General features: G+C 37.1%; 18 protein-coding genes and 1 pseudogene. 4 read left to right on the forward strand and 15 right to left on the reverse strand.

Annotation, left to right across the window (positions count from 1 at the left end):
* Positions 1–83: 83 nt before the first annotated feature.
* Positions 84–320, reverse strand: a pseudogene (locus V7S50_RS07630) (hypothetical protein).
* Between the two features lie 90 nt (positions 321–410).
* On the opposite strand from V7S50_RS07630, the gene V7S50_RS07635 reads away from it, so the two are divergent.
* A complete protein-coding gene (locus V7S50_RS07635) occupies positions 411–542 on the forward strand; it encodes a hypothetical protein (protein WP_001993614.1) in 132 nt (43 codons plus the stop codon).
* A gap of 56 nt (positions 543–598) precedes the next feature.
* Here the strand turns inward: V7S50_RS07635 and V7S50_RS07640 are convergent, their stop codons facing one another.
* The 5 genes from V7S50_RS07640 to V7S50_RS07660 form a co-directional block, all read right to left on the reverse strand.
* A complete protein-coding gene (locus tag V7S50_RS07640; protein ID WP_063224726.1) occupies positions 599–1,072 on the reverse strand; it encodes a MaoC/PaaZ C-terminal domain-containing protein in 474 nt (157 codons plus the stop codon).
* 216 nt (positions 1,073–1,288) lie between these two features.
* Entirely contained in the window at positions 1,289–2,227 is a 939-nt protein-coding gene (gene mdh, locus V7S50_RS07645) for a malate dehydrogenase (RefSeq protein WP_000153242.1), read from the reverse strand.
* Between the two features lie 19 nt (positions 2,228–2,246).
* A complete protein-coding gene (gene icd, locus V7S50_RS07650) occupies positions 2,247–3,539 on the reverse strand; it encodes an NADP-dependent isocitrate dehydrogenase (RefSeq protein ID WP_000206898.1) in 1,293 nt (430 codons plus the stop codon).
* A gap of 160 nt (positions 3,540–3,699) precedes the next feature.
* A complete protein-coding gene (gene citZ / locus V7S50_RS07655; protein ID WP_142332791.1) occupies positions 3,700–4,848 on the reverse strand; it encodes a citrate synthase in 1,149 nt (382 codons plus the stop codon).
* 387 nt (positions 4,849–5,235) lie between these two features.
* Complete coding sequence (locus V7S50_RS07660; protein ID WP_000625507.1) at positions 5,236–5,697, reverse strand: DUF441 domain-containing protein; 462 nt, start codon at positions 5,695–5,697, stop codon at positions 5,236–5,238.
* 421 nt (positions 5,698–6,118) lie between these two features.
* Between V7S50_RS07660 and ytvI the strand changes: the two genes are divergently transcribed.
* Entirely contained in the window at positions 6,119–7,237 is a 1,119-nt protein-coding gene (ytvI, locus tag V7S50_RS07665; RefSeq protein WP_242252521.1) for a sporulation integral membrane protein YtvI, read from the forward strand.
* A 511-nt stretch (positions 7,238–7,748) separates the two neighbouring features.
* Here ytvI and V7S50_RS07670 read toward each other — a convergent pair.
* From V7S50_RS07670 to dnaE, 8 genes are all read right to left on the reverse strand, one after another.
* Positions 7,749–8,138: an FxsA family protein gene (locus V7S50_RS07670; protein ID WP_063224723.1), complete on the reverse strand. Its 390-nt coding sequence runs from the start codon at positions 8,136–8,138 to the stop codon at positions 7,749–7,751.
* A 198-nt stretch (positions 8,139–8,336) separates the two neighbouring features.
* Positions 8,337–10,094, reverse strand: coding sequence for a pyruvate kinase (pyk, locus tag V7S50_RS07675; protein ID WP_199678070.1), 1,758 nt, complete (start codon positions 10,092–10,094; stop codon positions 8,337–8,339).
* Positions 10,095–10,147: 53 nt separating this feature from the next.
* Positions 10,148–11,107 (reverse strand): 6-phosphofructokinase, encoded by a 960-nt coding sequence (pfkA, locus tag V7S50_RS07680; protein ID WP_000821156.1) that lies wholly within the window; start codon positions 11,105–11,107, stop codon positions 10,148–10,150.
* A 128-nt stretch (positions 11,108–11,235) separates the two neighbouring features.
* Positions 11,236–12,210, reverse strand: coding sequence for an acetyl-CoA carboxylase carboxyl transferase subunit alpha (accA, locus tag V7S50_RS07685; protein ID WP_063224721.1), 975 nt, complete (start codon positions 12,208–12,210; stop codon positions 11,236–11,238).
* Positions 12,198–13,067: an acetyl-CoA carboxylase, carboxyltransferase subunit beta gene (gene accD / locus V7S50_RS07690; RefSeq protein ID WP_060632501.1), complete on the reverse strand. Its 870-nt coding sequence runs from the start codon at positions 13,065–13,067 to the stop codon at positions 12,198–12,200. The genes accA and accD overlap by 13 nt, the downstream gene beginning before the upstream one ends.
* A gap of 185 nt (positions 13,068–13,252) precedes the next feature.
* Positions 13,253–13,897, reverse strand: coding sequence for a FadR/GntR family transcriptional regulator (locus tag V7S50_RS07695; RefSeq protein ID WP_060632502.1), 645 nt, complete (start codon positions 13,895–13,897; stop codon positions 13,253–13,255).
* 14 nt (positions 13,898–13,911) lie between these two features.
* The gene (locus V7S50_RS07700) at positions 13,912–15,120 is read right to left on the reverse strand and encodes an NAD(P)-dependent malic enzyme (protein ID WP_161796084.1); all 1,209 of its coding nucleotides are present in this window, start codon (positions 15,118–15,120) and stop codon (positions 13,912–13,914) included.
* A gap of 133 nt (positions 15,121–15,253) precedes the next feature.
* Positions 15,254–18,580 carry a DNA polymerase III subunit alpha gene (gene dnaE / locus V7S50_RS07705; RefSeq protein ID WP_242252520.1) on the reverse strand — a complete coding sequence of 1,109 codons (3,327 nt, stop codon included), beginning with the start codon at positions 18,578–18,580 and terminating at the stop codon, positions 15,254–15,256.
* Between the two features lie 42 nt (positions 18,581–18,622).
* On the opposite strand from dnaE, the gene V7S50_RS07710 reads away from it, so the two are divergent.
* Both V7S50_RS07710 and ytrI read left to right on the forward strand, forming a co-directional pair.
* Entirely contained in the window at positions 18,623–19,036 is a 414-nt protein-coding gene (locus V7S50_RS07710) for a YtrH family sporulation protein (RefSeq protein ID WP_286676864.1), read from the forward strand.
* Positions 19,033–19,536 (forward strand): sporulation membrane protein YtrI, encoded by a 504-nt coding sequence (gene ytrI / locus V7S50_RS07715; RefSeq protein ID WP_063224718.1) that lies wholly within the window; start codon positions 19,033–19,035, stop codon positions 19,534–19,536. Before V7S50_RS07710 ends, ytrI begins: the two co-directional genes overlap by 4 nt.
* A gap of 51 nt (positions 19,537–19,587) precedes the next feature.
* Here the strand turns inward: ytrI and V7S50_RS07720 are convergent, their stop codons facing one another.
* Complete coding sequence (locus V7S50_RS07720) at positions 19,588–20,520, reverse strand: DHH family phosphoesterase (RefSeq protein WP_063224717.1); 933 nt, start codon at positions 20,518–20,520, stop codon at positions 19,588–19,590.
* Positions 20,521–20,590: the final 70 nt, after the last annotated feature.

Here is a 20,590-nt window from a genome sequence, read left to right on the forward strand (position 1 = left end):
GTATTTTCCCCGTTATTCTCATCATACTAGAAAACAAGGTCCCTCTCAATATAATTGTCTATTCACGAATTCGGATTGCGCAATTAACTTGTTGTGACCCATACTTTATGCACTTTTATATCGTTATTAAACTCAACACTCGTATGGATATTAAATTCTCGATTTTGCGCTTAAAAAAACGTGAGAGCATATGCAATTTTATAGTCTAGCGTTTCATATCCATTAAATACTCTTTCATACATTTCATTTGCGACCCCGTCTGCCCACACTTCAGCTTCTCTTATCGTATCAAAGATAACTTTTTCTCTTTTCCACCTCATCTTAAAAAACCACCCCTTTAATTGACTTCAATTACCAATGAATATATTATTAATTTTAATATATAAATAAATATTATACAGGGGGCTATTATGCGAATATTACTACCTATTTTAACTTTAGTAGTAACATGTTTCCTTACTTTTAACGTACCAAGCTGGGATACGATTAAAACAGGTTGTTCAGATTTCGCTGAAGGGTTCAAAGAGGGATTCTTCAACTAAAAATAGCGCTAGCACCCTTATAAAAGGTACGCTAGCGCTATTCATATTTTCATGTTTTAAAAATTATCTAATGCTTTTTCCATAATAGAGACTGATTTATAAGGTGGCGTTACCGTTAATGAGCCTTTCACAACAGTATTCCCTTTTTCGTCATGAGCAGATACAAGCATATCAATTGTATGTTCCTCCTCAGAAACAGCCACAACTTCAAAGTGGATTTGTAACGTTTCATAATGGTGAACATGCTTCACGAATGTAAGGTCCTTTCTCGTAATATGACTACCTGGACCTGGTAAATATTTCGTAACTGCCGTTGTAATCATTCCAGTTAGCATAATGCTTGGTACAATCGGCTTTTCATACGGAGTTTGGGATGCGTAATCATGCTGAATATATAATGGATTGGCATCATTCGTTAACCCTAAGTACAATAACAAATCTTTATCCTCAATTTTTTCAGTGATAGATAATTTCTCTCCTACTGTAATTTCATCCATTTTACGACCAATTTGAACTTTTTTCTTTAACATGTTACAACCCCCTCCGATTTTTTCACCTTATTATCCTACTAAAAGCGATACCTTATCCGAAATTTACTATGATGAGGGCAATGTATAGTATAAATCTATAGTTTCATTATAGGATATTACAAATGATAGCGTTTTCATATTATTTCAAAAAAACATTTCAATAAATAGTAGAAAAAGATTCGGGACCCCGAATCTTTTTCCGCTTATATTTAATTATTAAACAAGAACCTTCATAACATTACGTACAGATTCTACAGAGCGATCTAACGCTTCTTTTTCATCTGCAAGAAGTTCTAATTCAATAATTTTTTCAATTCCGTTACCACCTAGAATTACTGGTACCCCTAAGTAAAGGTCACTATAACCATATTCACCTTCAAGGTACGCAATAGCCGGTAATACACGGCGTTGATCTTTTAAGATTGCTTCTGTCATTTCAACTAAAGAAGCAGCTGGTGCGTAATATGCACTACCGTTTCCTAATAAGCCTACAATCTCGCCGCCACCTTTACGGGTACGTTCTACGATTGCTTCTAAACGCTCTTTCGGAATTAACGTTTCTAACGGAATGCCACCTGCATAAGAATAACGTACAAGAGGTACCATATCGTCACCGTGTCCTCCAAGAACAAATCCTGTAATGTCTTTCACAGAAAGATTTAATTCTTGCGCGATGAATGTACGGAAACGAGCTGTATCTAATACGCCCGATTGGCCAATAACACGCTCTTTCGGGAATCCTGCTTCTTTAAATACAGAATATGTCATTGCATCAACTGGATTTGTTAATACAACAATAATCGCATTTGGTGAATGTTTTGCAATGTCGCGCGTAATACTTTTCATAATTTTAGAGTTTGTTGCTACTAAGTCATCACGGCTCATACCAGGCTTACGTGCAATACCTGCTGTAATAACGACAACGTCAGAATCAGCAGTATCTTCGTAGTCAGATGTTCCAATAATGTTAGCATCAAAACCTTGTACTGGGCTCGCTTCTAACATATCTAACGCTTTCCCTTTTGTTGGATTTTCCAGTTGTGGAATGTCCACTAATACAACATCTGCAAGTTCTTTTTGTGCTAATAAGAATGCTGTTGTTGCTCCTGTAAATCCTGCACCGATGACTGAAACTTTCTTGCGTTTGATTGTCATAATTTACCCCCCGCTTTAATTATGCGTTTTTGATTATCGCTACATCCATGTTTTTAATAAGTTCATTAGCGAACTCAGAACATTTCACTTCTGTTGCACCTTCCATTAAGCGTGCGAAATCATAAGTTACTACTTTTGAAGCAATTGTTTTCTCAACTGAAGCAGTTACTAATTTCGCAGCTTCGTTCCATCCTAAGTGCTCTAATAATAATACACCAGAAAGAAGAACCGAAGATGGGTTTACTTTATCTAAACCTGCATATTTTGGAGCTGTACCGTGTGTAGCTTCAAAGATAGCATGTCCAGTCACATAGTTAATATTTGCACCAGGTGCAATACCAATTCCACCTACTTGTGCAGCAAGTGCATCAGAGATGTAGTCTCCGTTTAAGTTCATTGTTGCAACAACATCGAACTCACGTGGACGCGTTAAAATTTGTTGTAAGAAGATGTCTGCAATAGAATCTTTTACGATGATTTTTCCAGCCACTTCAGCGTCTGCCATCGCTTTATTCGCTGCATCTTTACCATCTTTCTCAACGATGCGATCATATTCAGCCCAAGTAAATACTTTGTCGCCGAATTCTTGTTCCGCTACTTCGTAACCCCAGTTTTTGAAAGCACCTTCTGTAAATTTCATAATGTTTCCTTTATGAACTAATGTAACAGAAGAGCGTTTTTCGTTAATTGCATATTGAATTGCAGCACGAACAAGACGCTTTGTCCCTTCTTCCGAGATTGGTTTAATACCAATACCAGATGTTTCTGGGAAGCGGATTTTATTAACACCCATTGCTTCTTTTAAGAAAGCAAGAACTTTTTCTGCTTCTGGAGATCCTTGTGCATATTCAATTCCAGCATAAATGTCTTCTGTATTTTCACGGAAAATAACCATATCAGTATCTTCCGGACGTTTTACAGGTGAAGGAACACCTTCAAAATAACGAACTGGACGTAGACATACATATAAATCTAATTCTTGACGAAGTGCTACGTTTAGAGAACGAATACCACCGCCAACTGGAGTTGTAAGTGGACCTTTAATCGCGATTAAATATTCACGGATTAAATTTAAAGTTTCTTCTGGTAACCACTCGCCTGTTTGGTTGAATGCTTTTTCCCCTGCAAGCACTTCTTTCCAAACGATTTTCTTCTCACCATCATAAGCTTTTTCAACTGCTGCTTCTAGTACACGAGATGCAGCTGCCCAAATATCAGGACCAATTCCATCTCCTTCGATAAATGGAATAATCGGATTGTTTGGTACATTCATAACACCATTAGTTACAGTAATTTTTTCACCTGTCGTCAATGTGATAACCCCCATGTTTGAAATTTCATATGTATGAAACTGAGGGAATAACCCCTCAGTTCAAACCGTTAGTCAAATTAAAATATTCTAATCATTACATCTTTCCGAAAAAATCAGACTTTTGAAAGCGTATTTTTACTATCGAAATAGTGTTATTCGCTTATCGTTGTGCAATTGGAACATACACTTGATGTGTTGGTCCATTATAATCTGCACGCGGACGGATTAAACGGTTGTTTTCATATTGTTCTAGAATATGAGCTAACCAGCCTGACATACGGCTAATTGCAAAAATAGGTGTAAATAAGTCATGGTCAATTCCTAAACAATGGTATACAGAAGCTGAATAGAAATCAACATTTGGTGGAAGACCTTTTTCTTTTGTTACGATGTCTTCAATTTTGATAGACATATTATACCATTTTTCTTCTCCTAAAAGCACGCATAATCTCTTAGACATTTCGCGTAAATGTTTTGCACGCGGATCACCCTGCTCATATACACGGTGGCCAAAGCCCATGATTTTCACTTTATTTTGAAGAGCATTATGAATATATGATTCTACATTTTCTTCTTCACCAATTTCAGTTAACATCTTCATTACATTTTCATTTGCCCCGCCGTGAAGAGGACCTTTTAATGCACCAATTGCTGCTGTAATACCAGAATACACATCTGAAAGTGTAGCTACACAAACGCGTGCAGTAAATGTAGAAGCGTTTAACTCATGATCTGCGTGAAGTACAAGCGCCTTATCAAAAGCTTCAATTTCAACTTCATTTGGCTCGCGATCATTTAACATGTACAAGAAGTTTGCAGCTAATGATAAATCGTTTCTAGGCTCAACAATATCTAAACCTTTACGAATTCTTGCATAAGCAGCAACTAAAGTTCCCACTTGCGCCTGCAATTTAACCGCTTTCAAATAATTGGACTTTTCATCCATAATTTCAGCGCTCTCATCGTATAATGATAGCATGGAAATTGCAGTTCGTAAAACAGACATCGGATGTGCGATTTTTAAATCTACTTGTTTCAAATATGTTAAAATCTCACCTGGAACTTTATAGTATTCACATACAATTTCATTAAATTCCGCTAGTTCTTTTTCATTAGGAAGCTTGCGGTGCCATAATAAGTACACTACTTCTTCAAACGTAGCATTCTCAGCTAAATCATCAATATTATACCCAACATAAGTTAATGTATCATCAATAATAGAGCTCACAGATGATGTTGTTGCTACTACCCCTTCTAAACCTCGAATAACAGTCATGACATTCTCTCCTTTTCCTGAAAATTCTCCCAACCTTGCTCCTTATATCTATTTGCTCCCCTTTTGAATTATGAACGCCCGTTCACTCTTTAGGCAAGCAAAATGCACGATCATGCAAATTTGTTGCGATGTTCCCCTCTTATTGTCCATTGTCTACATGGAAAGCATGAGCGTGAATGTCTCCCCGAATCCTCACGCTCAAAACAACAAGTTAGTGAGGAAAATTAATTCCGAAGAGTTTTATGATAAAAACAACATAAAACAATATCATTATAAAATTGTTTTATGTTGTTTTTATTTTATCTGGTGTAAAGTCTCTGCTGTTATGTAACTTTTCAAAGTTTCTAATCCTATTATAAACAATTATCTGACTTTTGTGAACAGAAAGAATTCAAAATTTTTATATTACTATAAAATTCCTTATTTAAACATCTGTATAATACTCATAACTGCATAGGCAATTCCAGCCCCAATTAATGGCCCTACAGCAACCCCATTAAATAAAGCAACTGCTATAATTGTCCCGAAAACGAGCGCAGTTGTAATATGAGGATCCGTTGTCAATAATTGTACGCCGCCTTTCGCTAGCAAAGCAACCGCTACCCCTGAAGCTAAAGCAATCCATGCATAATACGACTTCGCTGCTTCTCCAAGTTGTTTAAACCCTATTTCCCCCGTTGCAATCGGTACGAGTACCGCTATTGTAATAACCGTAACACCGAGGTTAATCCCTTTCGTTTGTAGATAAGGAAAGACTTTATCTCCTAGAAACGTAAATTTCAATAAAAATAACACACCAATAGCTACAGTAAGCGATTGGTTTTTCGCAATAAGTCCTATAATAAGTAGTATGAATAAAAATAACGTTGACTGACTAATCATGTTTGCACTTCCTTTCTGAAAATAATGAACTCATTTCCAAACAAAAATACCTTTAAACCGATCGTTATACATGATATACGGATGCCTATTTATCAATAACACCTTCAATTTTTTATGCATTTTAAAATTGAAAAACGAGACTTTCACCAAAAAAATTCAAGCATGTATACATGTTTGAAAACGATCGTCTCTTCTTTCTTTTCTAATAAGAAACAGGTAAAATAAAAAGAAGAGAAAATGAAGTTTTTACCATATAGTAGAAGCATCAACATCGAGCTTTTACAGTCACTCATATACTGAAAAAGCAGGAAAAAATCCATCATTCCACTATAACATAACGTGAAACTTTAATCAGTGCATTACACTCGTTATAAGTTGAACGAATCAAGATAATCCAAATTGGAATGGGAGGTATACATCTTTGAATCGAAACTTACTATATATGATATTGCGACTCATATTTGTCATCGTAGCGACGGTAGTCGGGTTCTATGCATTACTATATATGTCAGGACTTATCTATCCTTTTATTATCGCTTTCGCATTTGCTTATTTGATTAACCCTGTCGTCAATTTCCTTAATCAAAAACTACAATTTCCTCGTGCACTAGCTGTGCTCGTTAGCTTAATTCTCGTGTTCGGAGCTATCGTCGGACTCGTTACATACCTTGTAACGGAAGCCATATCTGCCACAACATACTTACTACAACTTGTTACAGTAAAGTTTCCGGATATCGTTACCTTCGCTCAGCAGTTTGCACTTAATCATATTATGCCTCTCTATGATGATTTAATTTCTAAATTTAATCATCTTGGGGAACCACAGCGCTATACGATTACACAAAACATTCAAAACTTAGGAACCGAAGCAACGACGCAAATGAAAGATCTTTTATCAGCTATTATAAGCGGGTTAACAAATTTCATTAGTGCACTACCAACAACGTTAACTGTCCTTGTATTCGTTTTATTAGCCACTTTCTTCATTAGTTACGATTGGCATCTTCTTGCTCAAAAAGTAAGAAAATTTTTACCCACCCGTGTTCACGGCTATGGAAAAACTATTTTTGTCGATTTAAGAAAAGCTTTATTTGGTTTTGTTAAAGCACAACTAACGCTCGTATCTATGACAACTGTTATTGTACTAATCGGCCTTTTAATATTACGCGTACCATACGCCATTACGATCGCGATTATTACAGGAGTTGTAGATTTACTCCCGTATTTAGGAACAGGAGCTGTCTTCGTTCCTTGGGTTATATACGTATTTTTCACTGGCGACACTGCTTTCGCCATCGGTCTTCTCATTTTATACATCGTCGTGATTGTCCAAAGACAAATTATGGAGCCTAAAGTGCTTTCATCTAATATCGGCCTCGATCCATTAGCAACACTGATCGCTCTATTTGTCGGCTTTAAACTCTTCGGCTTTTTAGGATTAATCATCGGTCCAGTCATCTTAGTACTACTTAATACATTGCACAAAGCTCGTGTATTCCATGATTTGTGGAAATATATTAAAGGCTTACCTTCAAAATAATAGTTTCTAATTCATATACAACAAAAAACTTACATGTAATCAGTGGGCATTTCCCACTGATTATTCCTTGTACTTATTTTTCACACTCATTACATACAACAAGAGGATTTACCGAAAAAAAGGATAATCCTCTTGTTTTTTTGCATAAAAACACATATTTCGAGGTATTTTTACATATTTATTCTATTTATTTTATAATTATTACTTACATTTATTACTTTTTATGTAAATGAATAAATATACAAAATAGCGTGGAATGAGACTTAAACTAACAATCCCCTACTCTTATCTAACTTTTTTCCATACCAATTGATTCATTTTATACTTAAAAATAAACTTTAGTTCAGAAGGATCTTCCTACAACACACTCATTACGAGCCACCAAACCCTAAAATCACATAAATACACAGTACATATAATAAATTAAAACTTTAATTAACAGAACTTTGACCAGCCTCTCATCCTTTTGCAGGCAAAAAAAAATAGTACTTAGATCGCTATAATCTAAGTACTATTTCTGCACAATAATAGTAGAGTTCTTTCTAAACTTCCATTCCATCCACTTCATAACAAACGGTTTCAACAAAGCCCTCGTCACAGGAATAACAAAGATAAAACCCATTATATCCGTTACATATCCAGGAAGCACTAAAAGAATACCTCCTACAAAGATAAAAATACCATCTAGCACTGCCCCTCCTGGCATTTCTCCTCTATTCAGCTTAGATTGAATCTCTCCAAGCACTTTAAACCCTTGCCTTTTCGCTAAATAGACACCTACAACACCCGTAAATACAATCATAGCGAACGTAGACCATAAACCTATTACATGACTTGATCCAATTAAGACTATAATCTCAATCGCCGGTATTAAAATAAACAAGAATAGTAACCATTTCACAGTTCTACACTCCTTCCATATATCATCACTTTAAACACCCTCACAACACCTGTATACACCATGTAAAAACCTAATACATTTCCGTATCAAACTCATAGTAAACAGCTTTTAAAAGCAATTTCAGGCGTTTCAAGCTAGTTCTAACTTATTTTTTGTGTAAAAAAAAGAGAAGGACTCCGATCCTTCTCTTCGTATTACTTATAGCACTTCCGCATGTCCATTATAAACAATTCCGCGCGCTGCATCAACTGTTACTTCTTGGCCATTTTTTAAAGTTGCTGTTACGCCGTTTACACCAACGATAACAGGAATACCGATTGATACGCCTACAACAGCAGCATGGCTTGTTAGACCGCCTTCTTCTACAACTAGAGCAGCAGCTTTTTCGATTGCAGGAATCATATCTTTATCAGTACTTGTTGTAACAAGGATATCACCTTCGTTTACGTTCGCTACAGCTTCAGCAGCTGTTTTTGCTACAACTACTTTACCTTTCGCAGCTTTACGTCCGATTCCTTGTCCTTTAGCAACTTCTTCACCCACAACGTGGATTTTCATTAAGTTTGTTGTACCAGTTTCAGCAACCGGAACACCAGCAGTGATTACAACAGTGTCTCCAAGTCCGATTAGACCTGCATCCATACCTGTTTGAATTGCTGTATCTAACATTTCGTCAGTAGAAGCTGCGCGCTTCTCAGCCATAAATGCTTGTACACCCCAAACAAGTGCAAGACGACGTCCTACTTGCTCGTCAGATGTTACAGCAACGATTGGAGATTTCGGACGGTATTTAGAGATCATTTTCGCAGTATATCCACTTTCTGTTGGAGCTACGATTGCAGCTACATCAAGAGCAAGTGCTGTATGCGCAACAGATTGGCTAATTGCATCTGTAATTGTTGGAGTGAACTCTTTAATACGTTTTTTGAACATATCTTCATATTGTAATGATTTTTCAACACGTACTGCAATGTTAGCCATCATAGTTACTGCTTCTACTGGGTATTGTCCAGCAGCTGTTTCACCTGAAAGCATAATCGCATCTGTACCATCGAAGATTGCGTTAGCTACGTCACTTGCTTCCGCACGAGTTGGACGTGGGTTACGTTGCATAGAATCTAACATTTGTGTCGCAGTAATAACTGGTTTACCTAACACGTTACATTTTTTGATTAGACGTTTTTGTACTAATGGTACTTCTTCTGGTGGAATTTCTACACCCATGTCACCACGAGCTACCATTAAACCGTCAGAAACTTCTAAGATTGAATCGATGTTGTCGATACCCTCTTGGTTTTCAATTTTTGGTACGATTTGGATGTATTGAGCGTTATGCTCTTCTAATAATTCACGGATTTCTAATACGTCAGATGCTTTACGAACGAAAGATGCTGCGATGAAATCAACTTTTTGCTCGATACCGAAGATGATATCTTTTACGTCTTTTTCAGTGATACCAGGAAGCTTAATGCTTACGTTTGGTACGTTAACACCTTTTTTATTTTTTACAGTTCCGCTGTTAAGAACTTTTGTACGGATGTTTCCGTCAGCTTTTTCGATTACTTCTAGTTCGATAAGACCGTCATCGATTAGAATACGAGAACCTGGGTCTACATCGTCATAAAGACCAGCATAAGATACAGAGAACTTCTCTGCAGTACCTAATACTTGCTCAGTAGAAAGAACTACTTCTGCACCTGTTACAAGCTCAGCTTGTCCGTCTACGAAGTCATGAGTACGAATTTCTGGACCTTTTGTATCAAGTAAGATACCAACTGTTTTACCAGTTTTCTTTGAAGCTTCACGGATGTTTTTAATACGAGCGCCGTGCTCTTCATGGCTACCATGAGAGAAGTTTAAACGAGCAACGTTCATACCCGCTTCCATTAATTGTTCTAATTTCTCAATACTTTCACTAGCAGGACCTATAGTACATACAATTTTAGTTTTACGCATATTGCACCTCCGAAAATTATGAAACCGTTCCCAAATATCCGACATTAAGCCGATTAGATGGATAATTCTTTAGATAATTGATACATATCTTTATCGATTGTATGCTTTTGAGCTAACGCTTCGATAATATCATGATCAACAAGTTTGTTATCTTGAATACCTACACAACGTCCACCTTTACCAGCAATTAATAATTCAACTGCTCTTGCGCCAAGACGACTTGCTAATACACGGTCTTGTGCACTTGGTGATCCACCACGTTGTACGTGACCTAATACAGTTACGCGAGTATCAAAGTTTGTTGCTTCTTCAATGTGCTTACCGATGTCAATTGCACTTCCAACACCTTCAGCCACAATGATAATACTGTGTTTTTTACCACGTTCGCTACCGCGCTTCAGACGAGCGATAACATCATCCATGTCATACTCTTCTTCTGGAATTAAGATTGTTTCTGCACCATCAGCTAAACCAGCCCATAATGCGATATCACCAGCGTGACGTCCCATTACTTCGATAACATATGTACGTTCATGAGATGTAGCTGTGTCACGGATTTTATCAATTGCATCAATAACAGTGTTTAGAGCTGTATCGAAACCAATTGTGAAGTCTGTTCCAGGGATATCATTGTCAATTGTACCTGGTACACCAACACACGGGAATCCTTGTTCAGTTAATTTTTTAGCGCCTTGGTAAGAACCATCTCCACCAATAACAACAAGTCCTTCGATACCGTGTTTCTTTAATTGCTCGATACCTTTTAGTCGTACTTCTGGGTCTTTAAACTCAGGACATCTTGCTGTATATAATTTCGTACCACCGCGGTGGATAATATCGCCAACAGAACCAAGTTCTAATTTTTCAATGTGACCAGAAATTAATCCAGCGTATCCATGGTAAATACCATATACTTCAATATCATGGAAAATCGCTTTACGAACAACTGCACGAATGGCAGCATTCATACCAGGTGAATCTCCACCACTTGTTAATACACCAATACGTTTCATTTGTACTCACCTCATAAAGATTATTTGCCTTATAATAAAATAACACGAAAAAATATAAAAACACAATGGAGAAGATGTGTCTTTTCATAATAAAAACGTGCATTCGCGAAGAGGAACGCACGCTTTTCTTATTTTATCCCAATGGAAGCGTTTGAAAACGAAACTTGCCCAATTTTCATATATTTTTCATAACGTTTTTCGATTAATTCATCTTTCGAAATTCCGCTTAATTGTTCAAAAGTTTTTTTAAGCATTAAATCTATGTTTTCTGATTGTTTTAAAAGATTACGATGTGCTCCGCCTTTTGCCTCTGGAATAATTTCGTCAATTACACCTAATTCTTTCAAATCCGCTGCTGTAATTTTCATCGCTTCTGCAGCTTCTTTTGCTTTACTAGCATCTTTCCAAAGAATTGCTGCCGCACCCTCTGGTGTAATAACAGAATACGTGGAATTTTCTAGCATATGAATGTAATCTCCTACTCCAAGACCTAACGCACCACCGCTACCACCTTCACCGATAACAATACAAATAACAGGTACAGTTAAACCCGCCATTTCAAATAAATTACGGGCAATTGCCTCACTTTGTCCACGCTCTTCAGCTGCTTTACCAGGATAAGCTCCCTTCGTATCGATGAAACAAATAATAGGACGATTAAACTTTTCCGCTTGTTTCATTAGACGCAGTGCTTTTCGATATCCTTCTGGATGAGGCATCCCAAAATTACGACGAATATTTTCTTTCGTATCTTTTCCGCGTTGGTGCCCAATTACAGTTACAGGCATCCCCTTATATTTCGCAATGCCGCCGACAATCGCTGCATCGTCGCCAAATAGGCGATCTCCATGACATTCAAAAAAATTAGTAAATAAGTGCTCAATATAATCGAGCGTTGTCGGTCGTTCTGCATGACGAGCAATTTGAACACGGTCCCATACTTTCATATTGCCGTATATATCTTCCTCTAATTTTTCTAGCTTGTCTTCCAAAATACGAATCTCCTCACTGAAGTCCATCTGGCTGTTTTTCGTATAGTCTTTCAGTTCACGGATCTTATTTCTTAGCTCAACAACTGGTTTCTCAAATTCTAGCTCTGCCATACAGCCATTTCCCCTCCTTGATGAACTTCTAAAATCTTACGGAGCGATTCTCTCATATCATCACGATGCACCACCGCATCTAATTGACCATGTTCTAGTAAGAATTCTGCCGTTTGGAAATCTTCCGGTAGTTTCTCACGCACAGTTTGTTCAATTACACGTCTACCAGCAAATCCGATCAGTGCCCCTGGTTCTGCAAGATTATAATCACCAAGTGAAGCGAAACTTGCTGAAACCCCGCCCGTCGTTGGGTGAGTCATAACAGAAATAAATAATCCTCCTGCATTACTATGCTTTTTCAAAGCTACGCTTGTTTTTGCCATTTGCATTAAACTTAATATCCCTTCTTGCATACGGGCACCACCCGAAGCAGTAAAGATAATAAATGGAACTTGTAAGTCGTATGCCTTTTCAACCGCACGGGCAATTTTTTCTCCTACAACAGAGCCCATGCTCCCCATTCGAAAACGAGAATCCATTACTGCAACAACAACAAGCATGTCATCAATTGTTCCTTCACCAGTTACAACCGCTTCGTTCAATTCAGTCTTCTTACGATCGCTCTCTAGTTTCTCTTCATAATCTGGAAACTCGAGTGGATTTAATGAAACCATTTCTTTGTCATACTCACGGAATGACCCTTCGTCCAATATACTATCAAGACGTTCCCATGCATTCATAGGATGATGATATCCACAATTCACACATACTTTTAAATTTTTTAGAAGTTCTTTCGTATACATGATTTTTTTACATTTCGGACATTTTGTCATAACGCCATCTGGTACATCTTTTCGTACTTGTTCTGAAGGTATTGCAGCATACTTTTTCTTTTTCACGAATAAATCTCTTAGCACAATTTGACCCCCTTCGTTGAGAGCTAAGGTTAGCGTAAGAAGAAAATTGGGCTAACACCAAAGTTTGATGTTAGCCTTATCTTCTCAATCTGTCTAATAACCTCACTCTTTACGTTTAACTTTAACCGCTACGCGATAGAATGTTTGTCATAACGTGTCATGGTCATTTCGACAAATTTTATACATTACGAGTGAAACTGTATATTCTCTACTAATTCATCGTAAATTTTTAGTGCATCATTTTCTTGTTTTTCTTCCAAAGTAGCATAAAGCTTTCTATACATATCGATAGAATCTCCTGAAACTTTACAAGAAAGAGTTGCTACGTAATCATTTACGATCATCCAAATGCGATATAGTAAATAATTATCGACTTGTTCAATAAGTGTTTTAAAGAACGTTTGATGAAGCGTCGGAATTGAATTTTCATTTTCTTCAAGCACTTGATGTAACTTACTTAGCACTTTAGAAAACGTTTCTTTCGGTAAATTACATACAATTCGAATCATATCTTTCTCAAGCAATCGTTTTGTTTGTAATAAATCACGAATTGTTTTCTCATCTTGCAGCAAGAACGGAGCAATCAATTGTACAAGACCGTTATCGTAAAAGTTTCGAATAAACGTCCCTTCACCACGTCTCGTTTCAATCAATCCTACAAGTTCTAAAGCACGCAACGCTTCTCTTACAGAGGAACGCCCTACATTTAAACGTGAACTTAACTCACGCTCAGACGGCAAACGATCCCCCGCTACCAATCCATCCTCTTCCATAATGGAACGGATTTTTTTTACAATTTCGAGATATACTTTTGTGTTTGATGATGTCAATGGAAATTCCTCGCTTATTCTTTACCAATCAGCGCTAATTGTTTTGTTTTCTCAGCAATCTCATTTGGATCTACTTGACGGCGAGCTACTCCTGTTTCCATTGCTGCTTTCGCAACGTAAGCTGCCACTTGAGGCGCTACACGCGCGTCAAACGGTGCTGGAATGATATAGTCTGCATTTAACTCATCTTCTGCTACAAGCTCAGCAATAGCCTGTACAGCTGCCATCTTCATTTCTTCGTTAATTTGTGTCGCATGAACGTCAAGTGCACCGCGGAAAATACCAGGGAACGCTAGTACATTATTTACTTGGTTTGCAAAGTCAGAACGACCCGTTCCAACAACAGCTGCGCCCGCTGCTTTTGCCAATTCTGGCATAATTTCTGGAACTGGATTCGCCATTGCAAAAATAATTGCATCGTCATTCATTGTACGAACCATCTCTTCTGTTAATGCACCTTCTGCAGATACACCAATGAATACGTCCGCACCTTGTACAACATCAGCTAAAGAACCTTCGATACGATTCTTATTTGTATATTTTGCAACTTCATCCTTCACCGGATTCATACCTGTAGGACGACCATCATAGATTGCCCCTTTACGGTCACACATAATAATGTCGCGTACGCCATAGCGATATAAAAGTTTAATAATTGCGATACCTGCTGCACCTGCGCCATTTGCGACAACTTTAATGTCAGACATTTTCTTTCCAACTAATTTTAGCGCGTTCACAAGACCCGCTACTGTTACGATAGCTGTTCCGTGTTGATCATCATGGAAGATAGGAATATTTGTTTCTTTTTTCAAACGTTCTTCAATAATGAAGCAGTTTGGTGCTGCGATATCCTCTAAGTTAACGCCGCCAAAAGTTGGCTCCATTAATTTTACAGTTTCAACAATTTTATCTACATCGTTTGTATTTAAGGCAATCGGGAATGCATCTACACCAGCAAAGCTCTTGAATAATACAGCTTTACCTTCCATTACTGGAAGAGATGCTTCAGGTCCAATGTTTCCAAGACCAAGTACAGCCGTTCCATCTGTCACAACTGCTACCATATTTCCCTTCATTGTATATTCATATACCTTACTTTTATCGTCATAAATTTCTTTACAAGGCTCTGCAACCCCTGGAGAATATGCAAGGCTTAAATCTTTTGCATTTTCTACTTTTACTTTTGATACAGTTTCTAATTTTCCTTGATGCACTTTATGCATGTGAAGTGCTTCTTCACGAAGTGTTGACAAACTATCCACTCTCCTCAAATTATTCTAGCTGATATCAATTTCTCCAAGTGGTCTGACCACGAACACTACTACTATAATAATCGAAGTGTAGGGAAATTGTCCATTATATTTTCACAACTACATTTTCTTCCCCGACAATTTCACGAAGTGCTCCTAAACATTCTTCACTTGGATGAATCGATAAACTTCGAGATAATTGTACCATTTTATGTTCCTTTTCATAATAAATTAGTACTTTCGCAAAACCTGAATAGTCAAACAATATTTTAGTAACCTGATTCAAAAGCTTTTTCTCATACTGAGACGGCAATTTCACGTAAACAGATGCATCTTTCTTTTCTTCATACACATCCATTTCTTCTAACGGATATAGTCCATTTACAATCCATTGCAACTTATGATTTCTAAGCTCAATCATGCCGTCAACTAAAACAATCGCTCCTTCTTGTAACTTATCTGAGAAATGTATATACGTTTCAGGGAAAAGCACTGCTTCCATTTCATCATTTTGGTCACAAAATGTAATAAACGCCATCTTTTGCAACTTTTTCGTACGAATCACTCTCACGCTTGTTATATACACGATAGCTCTTTGTACTTTTTTCTTATGTCGCATTGCTTGCGCGAGAGATGGAATTTCTAATTCTTTCGCTAACTTCACATACTGCGCTGTCGGATAACTTGATAAATAAAAACCTAGTGCTTCCTTCTCTTTATTTAATTGTTCAATAAAAGGGAGTTCTTCTCCTTGTACATATTTTGATTTTGGAACCGCATCTCCTAAATCACGTGCAAGGTTTGCGTACTCTAACGCCCCTTTAAGACTTTTCCATAAATTCGTTCTTGAAACGCCAAAGTCATCAAAACATCCAGACCAAACGAACGCCTCTAAATTTCGCTCTGTTACAAACTTTGATGGCATGCGAAGACAAAATTCAAATAAATCTTCAAACATTTTTTTCTCTCGTTCTTCTAACAAAGCTGTCACTGTAGCCATTCCGATATTCCGAATGGAAAGTAAACTATAACGTATCGCATTGCCTTCTATTTGGAAATTGTAACCACTCCTCTGAAGGGACGGCGGCAAAACGTGAAAACCTTTTCGCTTCGTTTCTCGTATATACTGTACAATCTTATCTTCATTTCCAATTGCACTTGATAATAGTGCTGTCATAAATTCCAGCGTATAATTCGCTTTTAAGTAAGCAAGCTGATATCCAATCATACTGTAGGCTACAGCGTGACTTCGGTTAAAACCGTAATCCGCAAATCTTACAATTAAATCATAAATTTTCTCTGCGGATGTCTCGTCATAACCGTTTTGTAAACACCCTTGTACAAAATGCTTACGTTCCTGATCTAAAATATCACGATTTTTTTTACTCACTGCACGGCGTAATAAATCTGCTTCTCCAAGCGAGAATCCCGCCAACTTCGACGCAATTTGCATAATTTGTTCTTGGTATACAATTACACCGTATGTTCTTTCTAAAATCGGCTTTAAATCTGGATGTAAATATTCAATTTGTCTTTTTCCGTGTTTTGATTCAATAAAGGTTGGAATTTGTTCCATCGGTCCTGGTCTATATAACGAGTTAACAGCGACAATATCTTCAAATTCATTCGGTTTTAACCCGCGAAGTACATTTCGCATACCACCTGATTCAAGCTGGAATACACCTGTTGTGTCCCCTCTACCTAACAATTGGAACGTCTTTTCATCTTGAAGTGGTAAATTTCTTATATCAATTTGTGTCCCAGTCTTTTTCACGATAAACTTTATAATATTTTCAAGTAACGTTAAATTACGTAATCCTAAAAAGTCCATCTTGAGCAATCCAAGTTCTTCTAATGCATCAGCTGGGTATTGCGTAACATACACATCGTTATGCCCTTCTTGAATTGCAACACTTCCGGTTAACGGCTCTTGGCTCATAATAACGCCAGCTGCATGGATAGACGTATGACGTGGTAAGCCTTCTACACGTTTTGCAATTTCAAACACACGCTCATGCAGAAGATTCCCTTGTATAAACTCACGAAGTGATTGCGATTCCTCATATGCATCTTTTAACGTTATACCAAGCTTTGATGGGATAAGTTTTGAGAATATGTCAATATCTCGCGGCGGAAGCCCCATTACACGCGCAATATCTCTAATTGCCGCTTTCGCTGCAAGCGTCCCGAACGTTACAATTTGTGCAACACGAAGCTGACCATATTTATCTTTCACATATCGAATCATCTCATCACGTCTTATATCCGGAAAATCGATATCAATATCTGGAAGTGTCACACGTTCAGGGTTTAGAAACCTTTCAAATAATAGATCGTATTCAATTGGATCAATATCTGTAATTTCTAATACGTAAGAAACGAGTGAGCCAGCTGCCGATCCACGGCCTGGCCCTGTTAAAATATGATTTTCATGCGCATACTTCATAAAATCCCATACGATGAGGAAATAATCACTAAACCCCATACTAGAAATAACGTTTAATTCATGATTCAAACGCTTTATATGTACTTCTTTCGGCGTACCATAACGTTTCTGCAACCCTTCTTCACAAACGCGGCGTAAATACATATCATTTGTCTCGTTAGCTGGAACAGGGAATTTCGGTAATTGATTTACATGAAACGGTATTTCTACTCTGCAACGTTCTGCAATTTCTACTGTGTTATAAATCGCTTCTTCTACGTGAGAAAATAGTGCTTCCATTTCATCTGATGATTTTAAATAATATTGATCTGTTTTCAGCCTCGGTCTATCTGGATCCGTCATTTTCGTTCCACTTTCAACAGATAATAAACATTCATGAACAAGTGCGTCACTTTGATTGATGTAGCGTACATCGTTTGTTGCAACGACTGGAACATTTATCCTACTCATAAATTCAGGTAATTTCTCTTGCAGGAGCAGTTCATCTTGAATCGCATGATGCTGCAAACTCATATAAAAATTGCCGAACATATTTTGATATGTGCGAGCTACTTCTTCAGCCTGACTTTCTTTGTCTTCTAATAATAATTGTTCAATTTCCCCATCTTTACCTGGTGAAATAGCAATTAGCCCTTTCGCATAATGCGCAAGCCATTTCTTAGGAATACCTTCTTTTGACTTTGTCATAATGCTACTAGAAATCTTTAATAAATTTTGATAGCCCATTTCATTTTCAGCGAGTAAGACAAGCGGATAAGACTTTTCTTCTTCTTCACTAAAAATAGAAGCTGTTAAACCGATAATAGGCTGTATATCATGTTTCTTACATGCTTTATAAAACGGAATAACGCCATACATAACATTTTCATCTGTAATAGCCAACGATGAATAACCGAGCTCTTTCGCCCTGACTACAAGCTCATCAATTTTACAAGCACTTTTTAATAAACTAAAAACGGTTTGACATTGTAAATGCACAAACTTCACTGTTGTACCCTCTCTTTACCTATTTGACTACTTTTATTATAGGTGAAGAGGAAAGCGGAAATCAAAACATACTTCTTATACTTTGTCCATATATATGAAGAAGAAAGGGGAATGACGATGGATGTAAGAGAACATACTTTTTTCTCTCTGCTTATTATTAGTTATTTTATTGCCTTTGGGGTTATACTTGGTGGTTCATTAATTGGTGGATTTGGTGCATTTCTTATCGGAAAACCAACTCTAACTTACATTAATCAATTCGCCCAAAATTTAAGAATTTGGGCACTCGTTGCAGCGATTGGCGGAACATTTGATACCTTTTATAGCTTTGAAAGAAGTTTTTTTGGCGGGGATATGAAAGATATCGTAAAACAAATTCTCCTTATTTTTTTCGCAACGGGTGGTATGCAAACCGGTCTTACTATTATTAAATGGCTAACGCAGGAACATGTATGAGAGTACCAAGTGCCAATACAGCAAAAAGATGGTATTTAGTTTTAGCTGGTGCTGCTGTTGGGGGCGTGTTGAGCTGGTTCATTTTTTTGTACATATACGGTGTTTTTCAAGAAGAACAAACTAGTAAAATAGCAGAACAAAGAGAAATTATAGAAAAACAAGAAGCAAAGCTCCACGTCCTTCTCGAAGATCAAGAAAAATTGAATACAGAAAATAAACGGCTCTTAACCATTCAAGAGATTAAAATAAAAATTATAAATCGGGAAAAATACGATTTAGACAACCTTACACTCGAAAATATGACCACTTCTATCCATAATGACCTCCAGCATCTTTTAACGAAAAACATACAAAGTATCGCAAAAAATAAAGACCTACTCAAAAAAGCAATCGAAAATAAAACGTATAAACATTACGATCGTCTATATCGTTTTAAAGTCGACACCATATCTTTCGATACCGTGCTTGAAATTAGCATTGCTATAGAGAAAGAAAAATAAAGAAGGAGGGCTTTAGCGCCACTCCTTCTTTTCGTTTTAATATATACTCTCTTATTTACAAATCTCACGTAAATCAGCAAACAGACGATCCGCTTCTTCCCAAGAAGATGCTTTTGCACCAGAAGCCATCGGATGCCCTCCGCCATTATATTGCATTGCTAATTTATTTATCACTGGTCCTTTTGAACGAAGGCGAACACGAATCACATCGTCTTCCTCTAAGAATAGAACCCATGCCTTTAATCCATCAATATTACCAAGCGCTCCAACAACACCAGATGCTTCAGAAGGAAGTACATCAAATTCTTCTAATACTTCTTTCGTTAATTTAATGTAAGCTGCTCCTTCTTCTACCATCGTAAAATTCTGTAAAATATAGCCGTTTAAACGAGCGATCTTTTCTTTCGTCTTATACATTTCATTGTATAAATCTGTGAATTTCACACCCATATCAACAAGCTCACTTACGTAACGAAGTGTTTTTGCTGTTGTATTCGGGAATAAGAAACGTCCTGTATCTCCAACAATTCCTGCTAAAATAAGGCGAGCAGCTTCTGTTGTTATTTGTAATCCTTTATCTTTTCCATAACTGTAAAACTCATAAATCATTTCACTTGTAGAACTTGCTGTCGTATCTACCCATGTAATATCTCCATATGGATCTTCATTTGGGTGATGATCAATTTTGATTAACATTTTCCCTTTTGTATAGCGTTGATCGTCAACACGTTCTTGGTTCGCGGTATCACAAACGATAACAAGTGCATTTTCGTATACACTATCTTCAATATCATCCATTACTCGTAAGTATGCTAGTGACGGTTCATTATACCCAACCGTATAAATATTTTTCTCTGGAAACGATTCTTGTAGAATTGTACTAAGACCGCCCTGTGAACCTAGTGCATCTGGATCTGGACGTACGTGACGATGAATAATAATCGTATCAAACTCTTTAATTGCTCCTAAAATTTGCTCATGCATATGTATAATCTCCTTTTTATTCAACTTCTTCACTTGATTCCGCATTAACGTGCAGTAAAAGTCCAATTGG

This window comes from Bacillus sp. CCNWLW194 (assembly GCF_037120585.1).
Taxonomy (GTDB): domain Bacteria; phylum Bacillota; class Bacilli; order Bacillales; family Bacillaceae_G; genus Bacillus_A; species Bacillus_A basilensis.